Source organism: Streptomyces sp. NPDC060000, from assembly GCF_042737375.1.
Taxonomy (GTDB): Bacteria; Actinomycetota; Actinomycetes; order Streptomycetales; family Streptomycetaceae; genus Streptomyces.
This window is the reverse complement of the sequence record NZ_JBHWUU010000002.1, coordinates 133,856-153,457: the sequence shown is the minus strand read 5'-3', so window position 1 is coordinate 153,457 and position 19,602 is coordinate 133,856. Positions and strand designations below refer to the sequence as shown.

Annotated in this window: 17 protein-coding genes; 11 read left to right on the top strand and 6 right to left on the bottom strand. The window is 71.5% G+C overall.

The genetic code is table 11. From position 1 onward, the window contains the following. Nucleotides 1-17: 17 nt before the first annotated feature. The gene (locus ACFWBB_RS02555; protein WP_385265907.1) at nucleotides 18-944 is read right to left on the bottom strand and encodes a sugar phosphate isomerase/epimerase family protein; all 927 of its coding nucleotides are present in this window, start codon (nucleotides 942-944) and stop codon (nucleotides 18-20) included. A gap of 193 nt (nucleotides 945-1,137) precedes the next feature. Between ACFWBB_RS02555 and iolC the strand changes: the two genes are divergently transcribed. The 8 genes from iolC to ACFWBB_RS02515 all read left to right on the top strand — a co-directional run bounded on the left by iolC (nucleotide 1,138) and on the right by ACFWBB_RS02515 (nucleotide 12,519). Then, on the top strand, nucleotides 1,138-2,106 hold the full coding sequence (iolC, locus tag ACFWBB_RS02550) for a 5-dehydro-2-deoxygluconokinase (RefSeq protein WP_385266040.1): 969 nt from the start codon (nucleotides 1,138-1,140) through the stop codon (nucleotides 2,104-2,106). Beyond that, nucleotides 2,103-2,987 carry a deoxyribose-phosphate aldolase gene (locus tag ACFWBB_RS02545; RefSeq protein WP_385265904.1) on the top strand — a complete coding sequence of 295 codons (885 nt, stop codon included), beginning with the start codon at nucleotides 2,103-2,105 and terminating at the stop codon, nucleotides 2,985-2,987. The genes iolC and ACFWBB_RS02545 overlap by 4 nt, the downstream gene beginning before the upstream one ends. Before the next feature lie 7 nt (nucleotides 2,988-2,994). Next, nucleotides 2,995-3,831 carry a 5-deoxy-glucuronate isomerase gene (gene iolB / locus ACFWBB_RS02540; RefSeq protein WP_385265901.1) on the top strand — a complete coding sequence of 279 codons (837 nt, stop codon included), beginning with the start codon at nucleotides 2,995-2,997 and terminating at the stop codon, nucleotides 3,829-3,831. Next, nucleotides 3,828-5,723, top strand: coding sequence for a 3D-(3,5/4)-trihydroxycyclohexane-1,2-dione acylhydrolase (decyclizing) (gene iolD / locus ACFWBB_RS02535; RefSeq protein WP_385265898.1), 1,896 nt, complete (start codon nucleotides 3,828-3,830; stop codon nucleotides 5,721-5,723). The genes iolB and iolD overlap by 4 nt, the downstream gene beginning before the upstream one ends. Nucleotides 5,724-5,737: 14 nt before the next feature. Continuing rightward, a complete protein-coding gene (gene mmsA / locus ACFWBB_RS02530; RefSeq protein ID WP_385265896.1) occupies nucleotides 5,738-7,240 on the top strand; it encodes a CoA-acylating methylmalonate-semialdehyde dehydrogenase in 1,503 nt (500 codons plus the stop codon). 255 nt (nucleotides 7,241-7,495) lie between these two features. After that, on the top strand, nucleotides 7,496-8,899 hold the full coding sequence (locus ACFWBB_RS02525) for an APC family permease (RefSeq protein WP_385265894.1): 1,404 nt from the start codon (nucleotides 7,496-7,498) through the stop codon (nucleotides 8,897-8,899). A 111-nt stretch (nucleotides 8,900-9,010) separates the two neighbouring features. Further along, entirely contained in the window at nucleotides 9,011-11,668 is a 2,658-nt protein-coding gene (locus ACFWBB_RS02520) for a CocE/NonD family hydrolase (protein WP_385265891.1), read from the top strand. Beyond that, nucleotides 11,665-12,519, top strand: coding sequence for an ABC transporter permease (locus ACFWBB_RS02515; protein WP_385265888.1), 855 nt, complete (start codon nucleotides 11,665-11,667; stop codon nucleotides 12,517-12,519). Before ACFWBB_RS02520 ends, ACFWBB_RS02515 begins: the two co-directional genes overlap by 4 nt. Nucleotides 12,520-12,599: 80 nt before the next feature. Here ACFWBB_RS02515 and ACFWBB_RS02510 read toward each other — a convergent pair whose 3' ends face one another. The 3 genes from ACFWBB_RS02510 to ACFWBB_RS02500 all read right to left on the bottom strand — a co-directional run bounded on the left by ACFWBB_RS02510 (nucleotide 12,600) and on the right by ACFWBB_RS02500 (nucleotide 14,703). After that, entirely contained in the window at nucleotides 12,600-13,007 is a 408-nt protein-coding gene (locus ACFWBB_RS02510; protein WP_385265886.1) for a rodlin, read from the bottom strand. A 128-nt stretch (nucleotides 13,008-13,135) separates the two neighbouring features. After that, nucleotides 13,136-14,188, bottom strand: a complete 1,053-nt coding sequence (locus ACFWBB_RS02505; protein ID WP_385265882.1) for an LCP family protein — start codon at nucleotides 14,186-14,188, stop codon at nucleotides 13,136-13,138. Nucleotides 14,189-14,292: 104 nt separating this feature from the next. After that, nucleotides 14,293-14,703 carry a rodlin gene (locus tag ACFWBB_RS02500; RefSeq protein ID WP_385265880.1) on the bottom strand — a complete coding sequence of 137 codons (411 nt, stop codon included), beginning with the start codon at nucleotides 14,701-14,703 and terminating at the stop codon, nucleotides 14,293-14,295. Nucleotides 14,704-14,934: 231 nt separating this feature from the next. On the opposite strand from ACFWBB_RS02500, the gene ACFWBB_RS02495 reads away from it, so the two are divergent. The 3 genes from ACFWBB_RS02495 to ACFWBB_RS02485 all read left to right on the top strand — a co-directional run bounded on the left by ACFWBB_RS02495 (nucleotide 14,935) and on the right by ACFWBB_RS02485 (nucleotide 16,936). Further along, nucleotides 14,935-15,345, top strand: a complete 411-nt coding sequence (locus tag ACFWBB_RS02495) for a rodlin (protein WP_385265878.1) — start codon at nucleotides 14,935-14,937, stop codon at nucleotides 15,343-15,345. Nucleotides 15,346-15,643: 298 nt separating this feature from the next. Continuing rightward, nucleotides 15,644-15,871, top strand: a complete 228-nt coding sequence (locus ACFWBB_RS02490) for a chaplin (RefSeq protein WP_385265875.1) — start codon at nucleotides 15,644-15,646, stop codon at nucleotides 15,869-15,871. Between the two features lie 108 nt (nucleotides 15,872-15,979). Further along, nucleotides 15,980-16,936: a chaplin family protein gene (locus ACFWBB_RS02485; RefSeq protein ID WP_385265872.1), complete on the top strand. Its 957-nt coding sequence runs from the start codon at nucleotides 15,980-15,982 to the stop codon at nucleotides 16,934-16,936. A 51-nt stretch (nucleotides 16,937-16,987) separates the two neighbouring features. Here the strand turns inward: ACFWBB_RS02485 and ACFWBB_RS02480 are convergent, their stop codons facing one another. Continuing rightward, the gene (locus ACFWBB_RS02480; RefSeq protein ID WP_385265869.1) at nucleotides 16,988-18,238 is read right to left on the bottom strand and encodes an FAD-dependent oxidoreductase; all 1,251 of its coding nucleotides are present in this window, start codon (nucleotides 18,236-18,238) and stop codon (nucleotides 16,988-16,990) included. Further along, nucleotides 18,238-19,566 (bottom strand): ATP-grasp domain-containing protein, encoded by a 1,329-nt coding sequence (locus tag ACFWBB_RS02475; protein ID WP_385265868.1) that lies wholly within the window; start codon nucleotides 19,564-19,566, stop codon nucleotides 18,238-18,240. Before ACFWBB_RS02475 ends, ACFWBB_RS02480 begins: the two co-directional genes overlap by 1 nt. Nucleotides 19,567-19,602 lie beyond the last annotated feature (36 nt).

Here is a 19,602-nt window from a genome sequence, read left to right as displayed (position 1 = left end):
CACCCCGGTGGGCGCGCCTACGCTCCGCAGGAGCGAAGAAACGCCCGCGTACGTTGCGCGATAGGCAGCGGAGCGTCCGGCGCACACGGATACATGTCCTGCTCGACGATCGCGAACAGATCGACGTCCAGCTTCTGCGCCGCCTCGAGCACCGGCCCCAGCGCGGGCACACCGCTCGGCGGCTCGCACATCACGCCGCGCGCGACGGCCGGCCCGAACGGCACCTGGTTGGCCCGTACGTCCGCCAGGATCTCCGGGTCGACCTGCTTGAGGTGCAGGTACCCGATCCGCTCGCCGTAGGTCTCGATCAGCTTGACGCTGTCGCCGCCGCAGTACGCGTAGTGCCCGGTGTCCAGGCACAGCGACACCAGGTCGGAGTCGGTGCCGTCCAGGAACCGGACGACGTTCTCCTCGCTGTCGACGTGGGTGTCGGCGTGCGGGTGGACGACGATCTGCAGGCCGTACCGCTCCCGCACCTCCTTGCCGAGCCGCTCGGTCAGCGAGGTGAGGTTGCGCCACTGCTCGGGGGTGAGGGTGTCCGGCTCCAGTACCTCGCCGGTCTTGTCGTCCCGCCAGAAGGACGGGATGACGACCAGGTGCTTCGCGCCCATCGCCTGGGCGAGCACCGCGTTGTCCGCGACGTGCGCCCAGGTCTTCTCCCAGACGGCCTCGCCGTGGTGCAGGCCGGTGAAGACCGTGCCTGCCGACACCTTCAGGCCGCGCTTCGACGTCTCCTCGGTGAGGAGTGCGGGATCGGTCGGCAGGTACCCGTAGGGGCCGAGCTCGATCCATTCGTAGCCGGACTGCGCCACCTCGTCGAGGAAGCGCTGCCAGGGGACCTGGGCGGGATCGTCCGGGAACCAGACGCCCCAGCTGTCGGGGGCGGATCCGACACGGATGCGGGAAACACCGGAAACTGGTGACTGAGGTGACAACGACGTCATGGGCGTCAGCGTGCTGTCTCGTCGAAGGGGTGTCAAGGGCTGGTCCGAATGTCTGGACAAAACATTGACAGGGCCCGCCGCGCGGGGCTACAAAGCCGTGAGAGCCGATACGGGGACGTGTGCCGGGGACGTGCCACGAGCGGCTTCACGGTACGAGCGGCGTCACGGTATGAGCCGATACGAAGGGAAATCGATGGCGTACGACCTGATCGCGATGGGGCGGATAGGGGTGGACCTCTATCCGCTGCAGACGGGTGTCCCACTCCCGCAGGTCACGTCCTTCGGGAAGTTCCTGGGAGGATCGGCGACCAACGTCGCCGTCGCCGCAGCCCGCCTCGGCCGCGAGACCGCGGTGATCTCCCGCACCGGCGACGACCCCTTCGGCACCTATCTGCACGAGGCCCTGCGCGGCTTCGGCGTGGACGACCGCTGGGTCACCCCCGTGCCCGGACTGCCGACGCCCGTCACCTTCTGCGAGGTCTTCCCGCCGGACGACTTCCCGCTGTACTTCTACCGGCAGCCCAAGGCGCCGGACCTGGAGATCGACGCCCACGAGCTCGACCTCGACGCCGTGCGCGAGACCCGCGTCTTCTGGGTCACCGGTACCGGCCTGAGCGAGGAGCCCAGCCGTACGGCGACCCTCGCCGCCCTGGCGCACCGGGCCAGGGCCGGCATCACGGTCTTCGACCTGGACTGGCGCCCGATGTTCTGGAAGGACCCGTCCGGGGGCGACCCGGCCGAGGTCGCCCGCCCGTTCTACGCCGAGGCCCTGAAACACACCACGGTCGCCGTGGGCAACCTCGACGAGGTGGAGGTCGCCACCGGAATGCGCGAGCCCCGGGCCGCGGCGCAGGCGCTGCTGGACGCGGGCGTCGAACTCGCGGTGGTCAAACAGGGCCCCAAGGGCGTCCTCGCCGTCAACAGCAAGGGTGAGTCCGCCGAGGTCCCGCCGCTGCCGGTGAACGTCCTCAACGGCCTCGGGGCCGGTGACGCCTTCGGCGGCTCGCTCTGCCACGGCCTGCTCGCGGGCTGGGACCTGGAGAAGATCATGCGTCACGCCAACGCCGCCGGCGCCATCGTCGCCTCCCGGCTGGAGTGCTCCTCCGCGATGCCGACGCCGGACGAAGTGGAAGCGGCGATCAAGGCGGGGGCCGTCCTGTGACGACCGTCGACATCTCCGAACTCGTCCGCCTGCGCACGCAGCACCCCGAGGCGATCGCCGAGGCGGCCGCCCGCCGCCCGCGCAGGCCGTTGCTGGGCGACTCCGGCCGCCTGATGATCGTCGCCGCCGACCACCCGGCCCGCGGCGCGCTCGGGGTGGGCGGCGACAGGCTCGCCATGGCCAACCGGGCCGGTCTGCTCGAGCGCCTGTGCCTGGCGCTGTCCCGGCCCGGCGTGGACGGCGTCCTCGCGACCGCCGACATCCTCGACGACCTGCTGCTGCTCGGCGCCCTCGACGGCAAGGTCGTCATGGGCTCGCTGAACCGCGGCGGCCTCCAGGGATCCGTCTTCGAGCTCGACGACCGCTTCACCGGTCACCGACCCGAGGACATCGAGCGGTCGAACTTCGACGCGGGCAAACTGCTCGTACGCATCGACTACGACGACCCGGGCTCGCTCACCACCCTGGAGTCCACGGCCCGCGCCATCGACGACATGGCCGCCCGCAGGCTCCCCCTCTTCGTCGAGCCGTTCATCAGCCGCCGGACCCCCGACGGCAAGGTGAGGAACGACCTCTCCGCCGAGGCCGTCACCAAGTCGATCGCCATCGCATCGGGCCTGGGCGGCACCTCCGCCTACACCTGGCTGAAGCTCCCGGTCACCGACAACCCCGACGACATGGCCGAGGTCATGCAGACGTCCACGCTGCCCGCCGTCCTGCTGGGCGGCGAGGTCGGCGACGACCAGGACGGGGCGTACGAGAAGTGGCGCGGGGCGCTCCAACTCCCCACCGTCCAGGGCCTGGTGGTCGGCCGTTCGCTGCTCTACCCGCCGGACGGGGATGTCGCCGCCGCCGTGGACACCGCCGTAGGACTGCTGTGAGGGCCGCATGACGCACACCGAGCCGTACCACGACCTGTACATCCCGCACGGCGCCACCGCCGGCGACCACTACACCCTCGACATCGATCCCGAGCGGGCCGGCTGGGGTTACTGCGGTCTGCGGATCGTCGAGCTGGAGCCGGGCGGCACCCACCTCTTCACCACCGGTGACAGTGAGTGGATCGTCCTTCCGCTGGCAGGCGGATGTACCGTGCGAACAGCCGGTGAAGAGTTCCAACTCCTGGGCAGGGAGAGCGTTTTCGCGTCGGTAACCGACTTCGCGTACGTTCCCCGTGACGCCCGGGTCCAGATCGCCTCCGGCGCGGGAGGCCGCTTCGCCCTGGCAGGAGCGAAGTGCGAGCGACAACTCCCCGCCCGCTACGGCCCCGCGCCGGAGGTCCCCGTCGAAGAGCGCGGCAGCGGCAACTGCGCCCGTCTGGTGCGCAACTTCGCCTCCGCCGACGCCTTCGACTGCGACAAGCTGATCGCCGTCGAGGTGATCACCCCCGGCGGCAACTGGTCCTCGTACCCGCCGCACAAGCACGACGAGCACCGGCCGGGCGAGGAGGCCGAACTCGAGGAGATCTACTACTTCGAGATCGACGGCCCGAACGGTTTCGGCTATCAGCGCGTATCCCCTTCACGCGAAGGCGGATCCGACGTCCTCGCGGAGGTCCGCACCGGCGACGCCGTGCTCGTCCCCGACGGCTGGCACGGCCCGGCCATCGCCCAGCCCGGCCACGCCATGTACTACCTGAACGTCATGGCGGGACCGGGCGAGACCCGGGAGTGGCGGATCTGCTTCCACCCGGACCACGTAGAGAGCACAGGGGGTTACCGATGACGGCGCAGACCTCGACGACGAGGCTGACGGTCGCCCAGGCACTCGTCCGCTTCCTCGCCGCCCAGTACACGGAGCGCGACGGCGTACGGCAGCGGCTGATCGGCGCGACCTGGGGCATCTTCGGCCACGGCAACGTGGCGGGCCTCGGCCAGGCGCTGGTCGAGTACGGCGACGACATGCCGTTCCACCAGGGCCGTAACGAGCAGTCGATGGTCCACGCGGCCGTCGGCTACGCCCGCCAGTCCAACCGGCTGTCCACCCACGCCGTGACGACCTCGATCGGCCCCGGCGCGACCAACCTGGTCACCGGCGCCGCCCTGGCGACCGTCAACCACCTCCCGGTCCTGCTGCTGCCCGGCGACATCTTCGCGACCCGGGTCGCCGACCCGGTGCTCCAGCAGCTCGAGGTCCCGTACGCGGGCGACGTGTCGGTCAACGACACCCTGCGCCCGGTGTCGAGGTACTTCGACCGCGTCACCCGCCCCGAGGCCCTGATCCCGGCGGCCCTCCAGGCGATGCGCGTCCTCACCGACCCGGTGGAGACGGGCGCGGTCACCCTGGCGCTGCCCCAGGACGTCCAGGCCGAGGCCTACGACTGGCCCGACGAGTTCTTCGCCGAGCGCACCTGGGCCGTTCGCCGGCCCGGCGCCGACCCGGCCGAACTCGCGGAGGCGGTCCGCGCGATCCGTGGCGCCCGGCGTCCGCTGATCGTCGCCGGTGGCGGGGTCCACCACAGCCGCGCCGAGGAGGCCCTCGCCGAGTTCGCGGAGGCCACCGGCATCCCGGTCGCCTCCACCCAGGCCGGCAAGGGCTCGCTGCGCTACGACCACCCGCAGGACGTCGGCGGCGTCGGCCACACCGGCACGGCGACGGCGGACGAACTCGCCCGCACCGCCGACCTGGTGATCGGCGTGGGCACCAGGTACACGGACTTCACCACCGCCTCCCACACCCTGTTCGCGGGCGACGGCGTCCGCTTCCTCAATCTCAACATCGCGCCCTACGACGGCCACAAGCTCGCCGGTCTGCCGCTCGTCGCGGACGCCCGCAGCGGCCTGGGCGAGCTGACCGCGGCCCTCCGGGTGCACGCCCACCGGGTCACGGACGGCTACGTCGCCGAGTACTCCGAGGACAAGGAGCGGTGGGAACAGCGCGTCGACGCCTGTTACGAGGCCGAGGAGCCGGACGTACGCCCGACCCAGCAGCAGGTGCTCGGCGCGCTCGACGCCCTCGCCGACGAGTCGGACGTGATCATCAACGCGGCCGGTTCGCTCCCCGGTGACCTGCACAAACTGTGGCGGGCACGCTCCCGGGACCAGTACCACCTGGAGTACGGCTACTCCTGCATGGGGTACGAGATCCCGGCCGCGATCGGCGTGAAGCTGGCCGCTCCCGAGCGCAACGTCTGGGCGCTGGTCGGCGACGGCACCTATCTGATGATGCCGACGGAGATCGTGACGGCCGTGCAGGAGGGGATCGCGATCAAGCTCCTCCTCGTGCAGAACCACGGCTACGCCTCGATCGGCGGTCTCTCGGAGGCGGTGGGCGGCGAGCGGTTCGGCACGGCGTACCGCCACCGTGCCCCTGCCGACGGTTCCTACACGGGGGCCCCGCTGCCCGTCGACCTGGCCGCCAACGTGGCCAGCCTCGGCATGCGGGTACTGCGCGCGAAGACCGTCCGTGAACTGCGCGAGGCCCTCGCCGAGGCGCGCCGCGCCGACACTCCCACATGTGTCTACGTCGAGACGGAAACGGCCGACACTGTGTCGGGGCCGCCGCCCGCGCAGGCCTGGTGGGATGTACCTGTGGCCGAGACCGCGACCCGACCGTCCGCGGTGAAGGCACGTGAGCTGTACGAACGGCACGTCTCTACCCGACGCCGCCATCTGTGAAGGAGTACTCGGTCATGACGAAGATCGTCAACCACTGGATCGCCGGCAAGACCGTCGAAGGCGCGTCGGGTACGTACGGGCCGGTCACCGACCCGGCGACCGGCGCCGTCACCACGAAGGTCGCGTTCGCGACCGTGGACGAGGTCGACGCGGCGGTGGCCGCCGCCAAGGACGCCTACGCCACCTGGGGCACCTCGTCGCTCGCGAAGCGGACCACGATCCTCTTCAAGTTCCGCGCGCTCCTCGACGAGAACCGGGACGCGATCGCCGAGCTGATCACCGCCGAGCACGGCAAGGTGCACAGCGACGCGCTGGGCGAGGTCGCGCGCGGCCTGGAGATCGTGGACCTGGCGTGCGGGATCACCGTGCAGCTGAAGGGTGAGCTGTCGACCGAGGTGGCCAGCCGGGTGGACGTGTCGTCGATCCGTCAGCCGCTGGGCGTCGTCGCGGGCATCACGCCGTTCAACTTCCCGGCGATGGTCCCGATGTGGATGTTCCCGATCGCCATCGCGACCGGCAACACCTTCGTGCTGAAGCCGTCGGAGAAGGACCCGTCGGCGGCCCTGAAGATCGCCGAGCTGCTGGCGGAGGCCGGGCTGCCGGACGGCGTCTTCAATGTGGTCAACGGTGACAAGGTGGCGGTCGACCGTCTCCTGGAGCACCCGGACGTCAAGGCCGTGTCCTTCGTCGGCTCGACCCCGATCGCCCGCCACATCCACACCACCGCCTCGGCGAACGGCAAGCGCGTCCAGGCCCTGGGCGGCGCCAAGAACCACATGCTGGTCCTCCCGGACGCCGACCTCGACGCGGCTGCCGACGCCGCCGTGTCCGCCGCCTACGGCTCGGCCGGCGAGCGCTGCATGGCGATCTCGGCCGTGGTGGCGGTCGGCGCGATCGGCGACGAGCTGGTGGAGAAGATCCGCGAGCGCGCCGAGAAGATCAAGATCGGCCCCGGCAACGACCCGACCTCCGAGATGGGCCCGCTGATCACCGCGGTCCACCGCGACAAGGTGGCGTCGTACGTGACGGGCGCGGCGGCGGAAGGCGCGGAGGTAGTCCTGGACGGCACCGGCTACACCGTCGACGGCTTCGAGGACGGCCACTGGATCGGCATCTCGCTGCTGGACAAGGTGCCCACGTCCGCGAAGGCCTACCAGGACGAGATCTTCGGCCCGGTGCTCTGCGTGCTGCGGGTGGACACCTACGACGAGGGCGTGGCCCTCATCAACAGCTCGCCGTTCGGCAACGGCACCGCGATCTTCACCCGGGACGGCGGCGCGGCCCGTCGCTTCCAGCTGGAGATCGAGGCCGGCATGGTCGGCGTGAACGTCCCGATCCCGGTCCCCGTCGGCTACCACAGCTTCGGCGGCTGGAAGGACTCGCTCTTCGGCGACCACCACATCTACGGCAACGACGGCACCCACTTCTACACCCGAGGCAAGGTCGTCACCACCCGCTGGCCCGACCCGGCCGACGGCCCCGGCGGAGTCGACCTGGGCTTCCCGCGCAACCACTGATCGACGCAGCTCCCCCTGTGAAGCCGTCCGGACTCCGGACGGCTTCACGTTTTTTCTGCACCCGGCCTGCGGTTCCCGCACGCCCCCAGGCAACCGGAATCACTAGCGGCAAACGACCGTAAACGCAGTCGAAGCTGCCTCTCACCTACGGATTCCGTAGGTAAACACCTATTGACGCGCCGGTTTCCGTCGGGATTCCATGCAGCACCACCACAGCCGCCGGAGGCATCCGCACGAGTCGATCGGACCCGCCGCATGACCGACACGCTCCGCCCCGTCGCCACCACCGCCCCCGAGGCGCCGGCGCCGGACAGTCCCCAGAAGCTCAAGCGCTCCATCGGAGTCGTCGGCGGCACCCTGCTCACCCTCTCCTGCGTCACCCCGGCCTCCACCCTCTTCGTCGTCGTCCCGGATCTCTTCGGCTCGCTCGGCACCGCGACCGCCCTCACCATCGCGATCGGTTCGCTGCTCTGTATCGCCGTGGCGTTCTGCTACTCGGAGCTGGGCACCCTCATCCCCAGCGCGGGCGGCGAGTACGCCATGGTGTCGACACTGGCCGGGCGGCTCGCCGGCTGGCTGGTCTTCGTCCTCTCGCTGCTCGTCGTCATGATCGTCCCGCCGGTGATCGCGATGGGCACGGCCGACTACCTGGCCCCGGTCGTCCACCTCGACTCCTCGCACGCCGGCGCCGCCGTCATGCTGCTCGCCACCCTCGCCGGCCTGCTCGACCTGCGCGCCAACGCCTGGATCACGGGCGTCTTCCTGGTCCTGGAAGTCATCGCGGCGGCCGTCGTGGCCGTCCTGGGCTTCGCCCACGGCCACCGTGGCCCGGGCAGCCTCGTCTCGATGCAGGTCGCCGGCGGCGACGGCCACACCGACACCGTCACCGCCATGCTGATCGTCTCCGGCCTCGCCATCGCCCTGTTCGTCACCCAGGGCTTCTCGACCGCCGTCTACCTCTCCGAGGAGCTGGAGAACCCGCGCCGCAACGTCGCCCGCACGGTCCTCGCCACCCTCGCCATCTCCTCCGTGATCATCCTGGTCCCGGTCGTCGCCATCACCTTCGGCGCGTCCGACCTCGCCCAGCTCACCGGCGGAGACATCAGCGGCATGGTCACCGCCTGGTCCGACTCGGCCGTCGGCACCTTCGTCAGCCTCTGTGTGGCGCTCGCGATCATCAACGCCGGCATCGTGATGGTCATCCAGAACTCCCGCGTCCTGTTCGCCTCCGCCCGCGACAAGGCCTGGCCCCAGCCGGTCAACGACGTCTTCGCCAAGCTCGGCCGCTTCGGCTCCCCCTGGGTCGCCACGCTCGCCGTCGGCGTCCCCGGCGCACTGCTCTGCTTCGTGAACCTGGACACCCTGTACGGCGTCACCGGCGTCTCGGTGACCGGCATGTACCTGCTCGTCGCGGTCGCCGCCCTGCTCTCCCGCCGCGGCCACCACCGGCACGCCCACGCCTGGCGCATGCCCCTGTGGCCGGTGCTGCCGGTCCTGCTGATCGTCGTCCTCGGCTACGTCCTCACCCAGCAGGAGACGGTCTACCTCCTGTGGACCGGAGGCATCACCGCCGCCGCCACCCTCTACTGGGTCTTCTACCTCCGCCCCCGCCGCGACACCCGCTGGCTGGTGTCGATCCCGGAGGACGCGCGGGCCTGACGCATACCGCGACTGGTGTACGCGGGCCCCGGCCCGTACGCCCCCGGGAGGGTGACGAGTTCGGTCTACGGTCGACAACTCCACGACAGGTTGACGCCGTACCGTTGAAGCATGGATCTTCGACTGCCCGGTCTGCGAGGACCACGGCGGCCACGACGGATCGTCTCCGCCGTGGCCGCCGTGGTCGTACTCGCCGGTGCCGGTACCTGGACGGCCGTCGCCTCCGACGACGACACGCCCGCGGTGCACCGCGCCGACCGGGTCATGGCGGTGGACGGGGTACGCCTGGACACCTCCTACTTCACCTCCGGCGCGGACGGCCGCCGCCCCGCCGTCCTCCTCGGGCACGGCTTCGGCGGCACCAAGGACGACGTACGGCAGCAGGCCGAGGACCTCGCCCGCGACGGGTACGCGGTCCTCACCTGGTCGGCGCGCGGCTTCGGCAAGTCCACCGGCAAGATCGGGCTGAACGACCCGAAGGGCGAGGTAGCCGACGTCTCCAAGCTGATCGACTGGCTCGCGAGGCAGCCCCAGGTTCAGCTCGACAAGACCGGCGACCCCCGGGTCGGCGTGGCCGGCGCCTCCTACGGCGGCGCGATCTCCCTGCTGGCCGCCGGGTACGACGACCGCGTCGACGCCATCGCCCCCGCGATCACCTACTGGAACCTCGCGGACGCCCTGTTCCCCGACGGCGTCCTCAAGAAGCTCTGGGCCGGCATCTTCTTCAACACGGGCGGCGGCTCAGCCCACTTCGAACCCGCGCTGGCCGCGATGTACGACCGCGTCGCCGAGTCCGGCACCCCCGACACCGCGGCCCGCGAGCTCCTCGAGGAGCGCTCGCCGTCCGCCGTCGCCGACCGCATCAAGGTCCCCACCCTTCTCCTCCAGGGCCAGACCGACTCCCTCTTCACCCTCGCCCAGTCCGACGCGGCCGAGAAGGCGATCCGCGCCAACGGCGCGCCCGTCGACGTCGACTGGATCGCGGGCGGCCACGACGGCGGCGACCTGGAAGGCGCTCGCGTCCAGGCACGCGTGCGTGGCTGGTTCGACCGCTACCTCAAGGACGACAAGGCCGCCGACACCGGCCCCGCCTTCCGCGTCACCCGCACCGGAGGCGTCGACTCCACCGACGGCGCCGCCCAGCTCAGGGGCGCGAGCGCCGACAGCTACCCCGGACTGGAGAACGGCGAGCGCTCGTTCCCCCTCACCGGCCGCCGTGAGCAGCAGTCCTTCACCAACCCGCCCGGCGCCAGCCCGCCGGCTGTCTCGGCCCTGCCCGGGCTCGGTGGCGGCGGCCTCTCCCAGCTCTCCTCCCTCGGCGTCGGCGTCTCCCTGGACTTCCCCGGCCAGTACGCCGCCTTCGACTCCGCCCCGGTCACCGGCGACCTGCGCGTCACCGGCTCCCCGACGGTCACCGTCCACGTGAAGTCGACGTCCGGCACCGCCGTCCTCTTCGCCAAGGTCTACGACGTCAGCGGCAGTGGCGGCGGCAGCGGCGGCCAGGTGCTGCCCTCCCAGCTCGTCACCCCGGTCCGCGTCGAGGGCGCCAAGGCCGGCAAGGACGTCACGATCACGCTCCCGGCGATCGACCACAAGGTCGAGGAGGGCCACCGGCTGCGCCTGGTCCTCGCCTCCACCGACCTCGGCTACGCCTCCCCGATGGCCCCGGCGACGTACACCGTCTCCCTGAAGGGCGACCTGTCGGTCCCGACCGCCCCCGCCGTGACGACCGCCGCCGCCCCGCTCCCGTCCTGGGTCTGGTGGCTGCCCCTCACGGGCGCGGCGATCGCGCTGGCCCTGCTGCTGACGTCCCGCCGCCGCACCGCAGGACCCGCACCCGACCCCGCACTCGCCGAGGTCCCGCTCCAGATCACCGACCTGAGCAAGAAGTACGCGAACGGCGACCGCTACAGCGTCCGCGACCTGTCCTTCCGCGTCGAGAAGGGCCAGGTCCTCGGCCTCCTCGGCCCCAACGGCGCGGGCAAGACCACGACCCTGCGCATGCTGATGGGCCTGATCGGCCCCGACGGCGGCGAGATCCGGGTCTTCGGCCACGCCATCCGGCCGGGCGCGCCCGTCCTCTCCCGCGTCGGCTCCTTCGTCGAGGGCGCCGGCTTCCTCCCGCACCTCTCCGGCCGGGAGAACCTGGAGCTGTACTGGCAGGCCACCGGCCGCCCCGCCGGGGACGCCCACCTCGCGGAGGCCCTGGAGATCGCCGGCCTCGGCGACGCCCTCGCCCGCGCGGTCCGCACCTACTCCCAGGGCATGCGCCAGCGCCTCGCCATCGCCCAGGCCATGCTCGGCCTCCCGGACCTGCTCATCCTCGACGAGCCGACCAACGGACTCGACCCGCCGCAGATCCGCGAGATGCGCGAGGTGATGATCCGGTACGCGGCGGCCGGCCGCACGGTCATCGTCTCCAGCCACCTGCTGTCCGAGGTCGAGCAGTCGTGCACACACCTCGTGGTCATGGACCGGGGGAAGCTGGTGCAGGCAGGCCCGGTCGCCGAGATCGTCGGCTCCGGCGACACCCTCCTCGTGGGCACCGCCGCCCCCGTGGAGGAGCCGGTCGTCGAGAAGATCGCCGCACTGCCGGGCGTGGCCTCCGCGGTCCCCGCCGACGGGGGCCTGCTGGTCCGGCTGGCCGCCGACGGCAGCGCCCAGCGCCTGGTCGCCGAACTCGTCCGGCTCGACGTGCCCGTACAGGCCGTCGGCCCGCACCGCCGCCTGGAGGACGCCTTCCTCACCCTGATCGGAGGTTCCGCATGAGCACGCTCACCGAGGTCGCCTCCGGCTACCAGGCGGGCCGCACGCTGCCGCTGCGCGTCGAGCTGGTCCGCCAGCTCAAGCGCCGCCGCACGCTGGTCATGGGCGGCATCCTCGCCGCCCTGCCGTTCGTCCTGCTCATCGCCTTCGCGATCGGCGGCGAGCCCGGCGGCCGCAACAACCAGGTCACCCTGATGGACACGGCGACGGCGTCCGGCGCCAACTTCGCCGCCGTCAACCTGTTCGTGTCCGCGGGCTTCCTCCTGGTCATACCGGTCGCCCTGTTCTGCGGGGACACGGTCGCCTCGGAGGCCGGCTGGTCCTCGCTGCGCTACCTCCTCGCCGCACCCGTGCCCCGGGCCCGTCTGCTCTGGTCCAAGCTCGTCGTCGGCCTCGGCCTCAGCCTGGCCGCGATGGTCCTGCTGCCGCTCGTCGCCCTCGCCGTCGGCTCCGCGGCCTACGGCTGGGGTCCCCTGGAGCTGCCCACCGGCGGCGCGCTCGACGCGGGCACCGCGGCCCAGCGGCTCGTGGTCGTGGTCGGGTACGTCTTCGTCTCCCAACTGGTCACCGCGGGGCTCGCGTTCTGGCTGTCGACGAAGACCGACGCACCGCTCGGCGCGGTCGGCGGGGCGGTCGGCCTGACCATCGTCGGCAACGTCCTGGACGCCGTCACGGCCCTCGGCGACTGGCGCGACTTCCTGCCCGCGCACTGGCAGTTCGCCTGGGCCGACGCCGTCCAGCCGACCCCCGAGTGGTCCGGCATGATCCAGGGCACCGCCGTCTCCGTGACGTACGCCCTGGTCCTGTTCGCCCTCGCCTTCCGGGGTTTCGCCCGCAAGGACGTCGTGTCGTAGCCCGCCGCCCGCGCGCGGACGTGAAACGGCGGGCCACCGGAGAACCGGTGACCCGCCGTCGCGGTACGTCGGGCTGCGGCTCAGCCGTTGCCCGCGCCGTTGCCCGCCAGGACCGAGATGTCGTCCAGGATGTGCGACAGCGGCTCGTCGCCCTTGGCCTGGGTGCTGTTCTCGACACACTGCTGGTTCTGCGGCGCCGACAGGATCGGGACGTCCTGGAGGCCGATGTTGGCCGCGCCCACGAGGGACTGGAGGTTGAGCTTCGCCGGCAGACCGATGCAGGGCTTGTTGAGCGAACCCTGGACCAATGAGAGCTGCGGGCTCATGTCGCCGAAGGTGGCCGAGTTGCCGAACTCCGACGAGGCACCGTTGCCGCTGGCGGACGTGGTACCGCTGTCGTCGCCGATGGCCAGGGCCTGCGGGGCGCTCATCGCCGCGAGGCCGGCGACGGAGGCGGCGAGGGCCGCGGTCGCCCACAGCTTCTTCATGTTCGTTCCCTTCGAAAAAGCGGACTCCGGGGGAGGAGCTGCGTGATCATCAACGCGCCGCCCCCGCCCGGGGTTGCGCGGTGTGCCCCGATCGGCCCAGCGCATCGCGCACGACGGCCATGCGCCCCTCAGTGGCACTGGTACGCGCTCCCCCGCACCGGCGTCGTGCTGCCGAGAACGGTCGGCGGGTCCTTGGGTTTCGGCTGCGCGCCCTTCGCGACCAGCGGCCGGTCCTCGCGCACCTCCGTGAAGAGCGCGTCCGCCCTGTCCCGGTCCCAGGCCAGGGCCGAGCCGATGCCCAGGCGGCCCGGGGCGAACCCGGCGATCGGCACGGTCGTGAACTCCGTCGCCGAGGCCGGCACCCGGTGCATGACGGCCGCCAGCTCCGCGAGCTCGCGGATCGAGAAGCCCTGCTTCCCGGCTCCGAGCAGCGTGCGCACCAGGTGCGTCGTCCGTGCCGGACGGGTGAGCAGCTTCCGTTCCTTCAGCTCCCGCCACACCTGGACGAGGAAGCGCTGCTGGCGCTGGATCCGGCCGAGGTCGGCGCTGCCGTCGGCATGCCGTGAGCGGACGTACTGCAACGCCTGTCCGCCGCCGAGCCGGTACTTGCCGGGTTTCAGATCGAGCCTGGTCGCGGAGTCCTTCAAGGGGCGCGGTGTGCACACCTCGACGCCGCCGACCTCGTCCACGCTGTTCATGAAGCGCCGGAAGTCCACCTGGACGAACCGGTCGACGTTCAGCCGGGCCATCGACTCCACGGTCCGGACCGCGAGATTCGGGCCGCCCTCCTGGTAGGCCGCGTTGAGCTTCGCCGGATGCGGCGGGCGTACCTTTCTGCCGCCGGTGCCGTAGCGGTACGGCGGGATCTCCGCGTAGGAGTCACGGGGCAGGCCGATCACGCTGACGCGGTCCCGGCGGGCCGAGACATGGACCAGCATCAGCACGTCCGTGCAGCCGCAGGGCCGTCCACCGGCGTGGTACTTGTGCTTCTCGGCGGTGCTGATGGTGTCCCGTTCGTCGGTGCCCATCAGCAGGATGTTCAGCGCGCGCGGGGCGTGATCCCGGTCGGCGGGTCCGGTCAGTGAGGGCAGTGCGGAACTGCCGAGCAGCGCGCCGGCGGCGGCCAGGACGATTCCGGGAATCGCCAGGCGGCGTGGCCGAAGGTTTCTCTTCGTCGTCACGCGCCGCACGCTAGAACAGCGGACCGCCGATGATCCGGCGGCCCGCTGTCCGGGCGGAGAAACCACTCCGGGGCTCAGGAAAAGAACCCGTTCAGAGCGACGGCTCAGTGGTTGGCCGCGCCGTTGCCCGCCAGGACCGAGATGTCGTCCAGGATGTGCGACAGCGGCTCGTCGCCCTTGGCCTGGGTGCTGTTCTCGACACACTGCTGGTTCTGCGGCGCCGACAGGATCGGGACGTCCTGGAGGCCGATGTTGGCCGCGCCCACGAGGGACTGCACGTTGGCCTTCGCCGGCAGAGCGATGCAGGGCTTGTTGAAGGAGCCCTGGATGAGCGCCATCTGGGGGCTCATGTTGCCGAAGGTGGCCGAGTTGCCGAACGACTGGCTGGCGCCGTTGCCGCTGGCGGAAGTCGTGCCGCTGTCGTTGCCGATGGCGAGTGCCGGAGCTGCCGCCGCGGCGGACACGCCGACGACGGAAGCGGCGACTGCGGCGGTGGCCAGTACCTTCTTGATCACTTGTGAGTCCCTTTCAGTGAGAAGCCCCGTCCACCGGAGCGTTTGGATCAACTTCACCTGACCTGTTCGGTTGCTCCGGTTCACTCCGATGGCCCATTGGTGCGGACTTCGTTCGCCCCGGCCGGAAAACCGATCAGGTGACGGGCCGCAACCAAATCCTGCGCATCGGGTTGGTTCGGGGGCAGGCACATGGTCCTGGCCCGGAGTCAGGGCAGGGAAAGGAACAGCGAAATGCTCAAGAAGGCAATGGCCGCGGCGGCGGTCGCCGCTTCCGTCGTCGGTATGTCCGCGGCGGTCGCCCCTCAGGCGCTTGCCATCGGGGACGACGCCGGCACCACCTCCGCCAGCGGCAACGGCGCGCACGAGGCGTTCGGGAACTCGGTGACCAAGGGTGACTTGAGCCCGCAGGCCACCCTGGTCCAGGGCACCGCCAACAAGCTCTGCATCGGTCTGCCGGTCAAGGCCAACGTGCAGTCCCTCGTCGGCGCGGCCAACATCGGCCTCCAGGACGTCCCGATCCTGTCGGCCCCGCAGAACCAGCAGTGTGCCGAGAACAGCACCCAGGCCAAGGGCGACGAGCCGCTGTCGCACATCCTGGACGACATCTCCGCGCTCTCGGGCAACGGCGTGGCCAACCACTGACGTCCCCCGGCGCTGCCCACCGGCGGTCCGTTCCTTTTCGGCGGACCGTCCGGCCGCTTGCTCTTTCGCTGACGTTCTGTCATTTTCCTCGCCGCTCGGGCGAAGCGTTTATCCTCCGGTGGGCCTTACGTGTTAATTATATGAGCGCGTCCGAGTGAATTCCCGGGTGACGCGCGTTCATCAGTTTCCTCGCTGTCTATCTCTCGTTTGCAGCCTGCGGGTCATGGTGCGAGGCGTTCCAGTTGCGCTCGCTCGGTTTCGACCGTCATCTGGGCATGACCGCAGAGAAGGGAAACTCATGAAGAAGAGCGCTGCTGTTGTCGCGGGTCTGATCCTGACCCTTGGCGGGGCCGCCCCCGCCTTCGCCGACGCCGGAGCCAACGGTGCAGCCATCGGCTCCCCTGGCGTCCTGTCGGGCAATGTCGTCCAGATTCCGATCCACATTCCGGTCAACGTGTGCGGCAACTCGATCAACATCATCGCCGCGCTGAACCCGGCCGGCGGCAACGTCTGCATCAACGACTGACGACGCGACACCCCCAGCTGTACGGCTGGATCGAGCCGGCCTTGGACGACACTCCTGTGGTCCAGGGTCGGCTTTTCCCACTCCTCCCAGCAGGAAGACGAACGAGAATTGCGACAGACCCTGAGCAGGGGAATGGTCGCGGCCGCCGCCGCGACGGGCATCCTGTCCCTGTGCGCGGGCGGCCACGCCCTCGCCGACTCGCAAGCCGAAGGGGCCGTCCAGGGTTCGCCCGGGGTCCTGTCGGGCAACAGCGTCCAGGCCCCGCTGCACGTCCCGGTGAACGTCTGCGGTAACTCGGTCGACGTCGTCGCCGCACTCGACCCGGCGTTCGGCAACTCCTGTGCCAACCACGCGGCCGCGCGCGAACACGGCTCATACGGCGCCCCGTACGACGACGACGCCCACCGCGGGGACACCGGCCACGGCGATTCCCACGACGAGGACACCGGCTACGGCGATTCCCACGACGGGGACTCCGGCCACGGGGACTCCGGCCACGGGGACTCCGGCTACGGCGACTCCGGCTACGGCGACTCCGGTTACGGGGACTCCGGTTACGGGGACTCCGGTTACGGGGACTCCGGCCACGAGGGTCACGGCCCGGGCGACGACTGCGGGGGCTACGGCGATACCTGCGGCGGCGGTGGACACTCGACTCCGCCGCCCCACGGTGGGGATCACTCGACCCCGCCTCCGCACGGCGGCCACAGCACCCCGCCGGGTGGGACTCACTCGAGTCCGCCTCCGTACGGTGAGGGTCACTCGAGTCCGCCACCCCACGGTGGTGGTCATTCGAGTCCGCCTCCGCACGGCGGCCACAGCACCCCGCCCGGTGGGAGCCACACCTCTCCGCCCTCGCACGGTGGTGGTGGCGGTGGTAACCATCCCCCGCACGGTGAGCACACCACACCTCCCGAGAGCACCGGCGAGCACACCTCGCCGCCGCAGTTGCCGCACACCGGCGGTAACAGCGCGGGTCTGCTGGCAGCCTCCGGCGTCAGCGCGGCGCTCATCGCGGGCGGCGCCCTCCTGTACCGGCGAGGCCGGGCCGCTTCCCGTCGGTGAACGCACCGGGTGCCGGACGCCTTGGCGCCCGGCACCCGAGCCCCGCACGGCTCAGCGCCGTACGGTCTCCGCCGCCCCGCGGCAGCCCGGCGCCGGTGCCGGAATCGCCCCGCTCGGCACGCCCGTGTGCAGCCGCCGCCGTACGCCCCGGACAAGGGTCCCCGCCGTGAAGGTCGCGCCGTACACGAAGCGCATCGCCGGACCGAAGCCGGCCGCCGTCACCAGACCGGCCAGGAACAGCCCGGGGTGGGACGACTCGAAGTCCCGGCCCACCGCGGGGGAACCGTCGGGCATCGTGGCGAGCGTCCCGCGCACTTCGCCGGAGAGCAGGGCGAGCCGGTCACGGGTCGCCCTGAAGCCGGTGGCCGCGATCACATGCTCGGTCTCGAAGGAGTCCGCTCCGGTCACCTCCAGCCGTACCCCGCCGGACACCGCTCGCGCCGCCGTCACCTCGTGGTCGAGGCGTACCTCGACGGAGCCTTCCACCCGGTCCCGTACCCACCAGGCGCCGGCCGGTCCGAGCGCCGTCGCCGCGATGCGCGCCCGGGTCGGTTCCGGGAGCCGACGGTAGAGGCCGGGGCGTTCGGCGTAGAACCAGTTGCGCCAGCCGCAGCCGAGCCCGCTCTGCGGGGAGCGGGCCGACTGCCACCACGGGCGCTCCCAGGTCGGCGGCACATCGTTCCAGCGCAGTCGGTCGGCGCGGGCCAACACCCTTACCCGGGAGCCCTGTTCGGCGAGCAGGGCGGCCGTTTCCAGGGCCGCCTGGCCGCCGCCGATCACCGTGACGTCCCGGCCGCGGAAGCGGTCGAGGTCACCGTGGTGACTGCTGTGCGAGACCAGGGCGGGGGAGAGCCCGCGCAGGGCTGCCGGGATCTCGACGAACGGCATGACGCCCACGGCGAGGGCGACCGTCCGGGCCCGCACGGTCTCGCCGTCCGCGGTGACCGCCTCGAAGCCGCCCGGCCGGGCGGTGATCCGGGTCACCGTGCGCTCGTCGACCGCCGGGACGGCGTTGCGGGCGAACCACAGGCCGTATTCGGCGAACATCTCCACCGGGATCGGTTCCCCGTGCCGGGCCGTCACGCCCTGGGTCGCGCAGTACGTGTCGAGCCGCCAGCGGGCCGCGGGATCGGAGAGGTTGGAGGCCCATGGCTCGGACTTCAGGAACATCCCGCCGGGCATGTTGTCGCGCCAGGACGCCATCGGCCGGCCGAACACGCGCAGCCTCAGCCCGGCGGCCGCGGCGTGGGCCGCGACGGACAGCCCGTACGGGCCCGCGCCCACCACCAGCAGGTCGTACATCAGCAACTGCTCGCTTTCTCGTCGTCGGTCGGTTCGCTCAGCACCGGTGCGGTCGCCGGTGGTTCGGTCAGGCCGGTCAGGGACGGCGGCGGCGCCGCCGCCTGACGGACCACGCGGGGATGTGCCCCGGCCGGGCCCGAGGCGTCGGACCGGCGCAGCCTGCCGACCAGCCGACGTGCGACATGGGCGCCCCACAGACCCCACATGGCCCGGCCGGGAGCGGTGTCGTCGCCCGCGTGCCAGGCCAGCTCACGGCCGCGGCGCGCCGGACGCAGCGCGGCCAGCGGCGCGTAGTTCTCCACCACGAACGCCCGCCCGGGCCGCGGCACCCCGGCCGGCAGCGGACGGTGCGTCAGATCCAGGTGCTGGGCGCGGACGACGTCGAGTCCGGCGGCGTCGGCGAAGAGCCGGAACTGGGCGCCGGGGCGCGGATTGAAGTCGAGCAGGTGGTAGTCGCCCGTCGCGCCGCAGCGGCGGAAGTCGAGGTCGAAGATGCCCCGGTAGCCGAGTTCACCGGTGAGTTGCTCGGCCAGCGTCCGCACCTGCGGGTTCTCGGTCCACTCGCCCACCGCCGTGAGTCCCGCGCCGCGCGGCCAGGCGCACAGCTTGCGGCCCGGACCGCCGCCGCCGACCGCTCCGGAGCGGTCGGCGTACCCGTGGAAGAACCAGTCGCGGTCCGGGCCCGCCGGCAGGAAGGCCTGGAGCAGCAGCCGGCTGCCGGCCTCCTCGGTGCGCAGATACAGGTCGCGCGCCTCCTGGGTGGAGCGCACCACGACCGTGCTGCGCAGCCCGGAGCCGGCGGGCAGCAGCCAGGGCCGGCTCCACTTGGCCACCACGGGCAGGCCGAGCCGCCAGGCGTCGGAGGCGGCCTGCGCCGCGCTGTCCGGGATCATCGTGAGCGGGTGCGGCACGTCCGCCGCCGCGCACAGCCCGGCCAGTTCCGCCTTGTCGGCGACCCGTTCGGGGACCGCGCAGGGCTGTTGCGGCAGCAGGTAGGCGGGCTCCAGGTCCTCGCGCAGGCGGCTCACCGCGACCGCGCCGGCGTCGTCCATCGGGATCAGCACGGCGGGCCGCTCGATACGGGCGGCCACCCGCAGCAGGGTGGCGGCGATGGCGGCGATGTCGGCGCCGGGCGGTGGCGGGGGATGCAACTGGCGTACGAAACGGGACTTGCCGACGGGACTTCCCGTCGAGTCGGCGACCACGTGCACGTCGATTCCGGCTCTGCCGAGCGAGCGCACGGCACCCAGCGTTCCGTGGTGAAAGGGATTCCGGTCGATCCGCAGGAGGACGGCGGGGACGCGGGTGTCGAGGAGCGACTCGGGCATTTTTTCCGGGTCCTTAGCTTCAGTTCACCGATATGG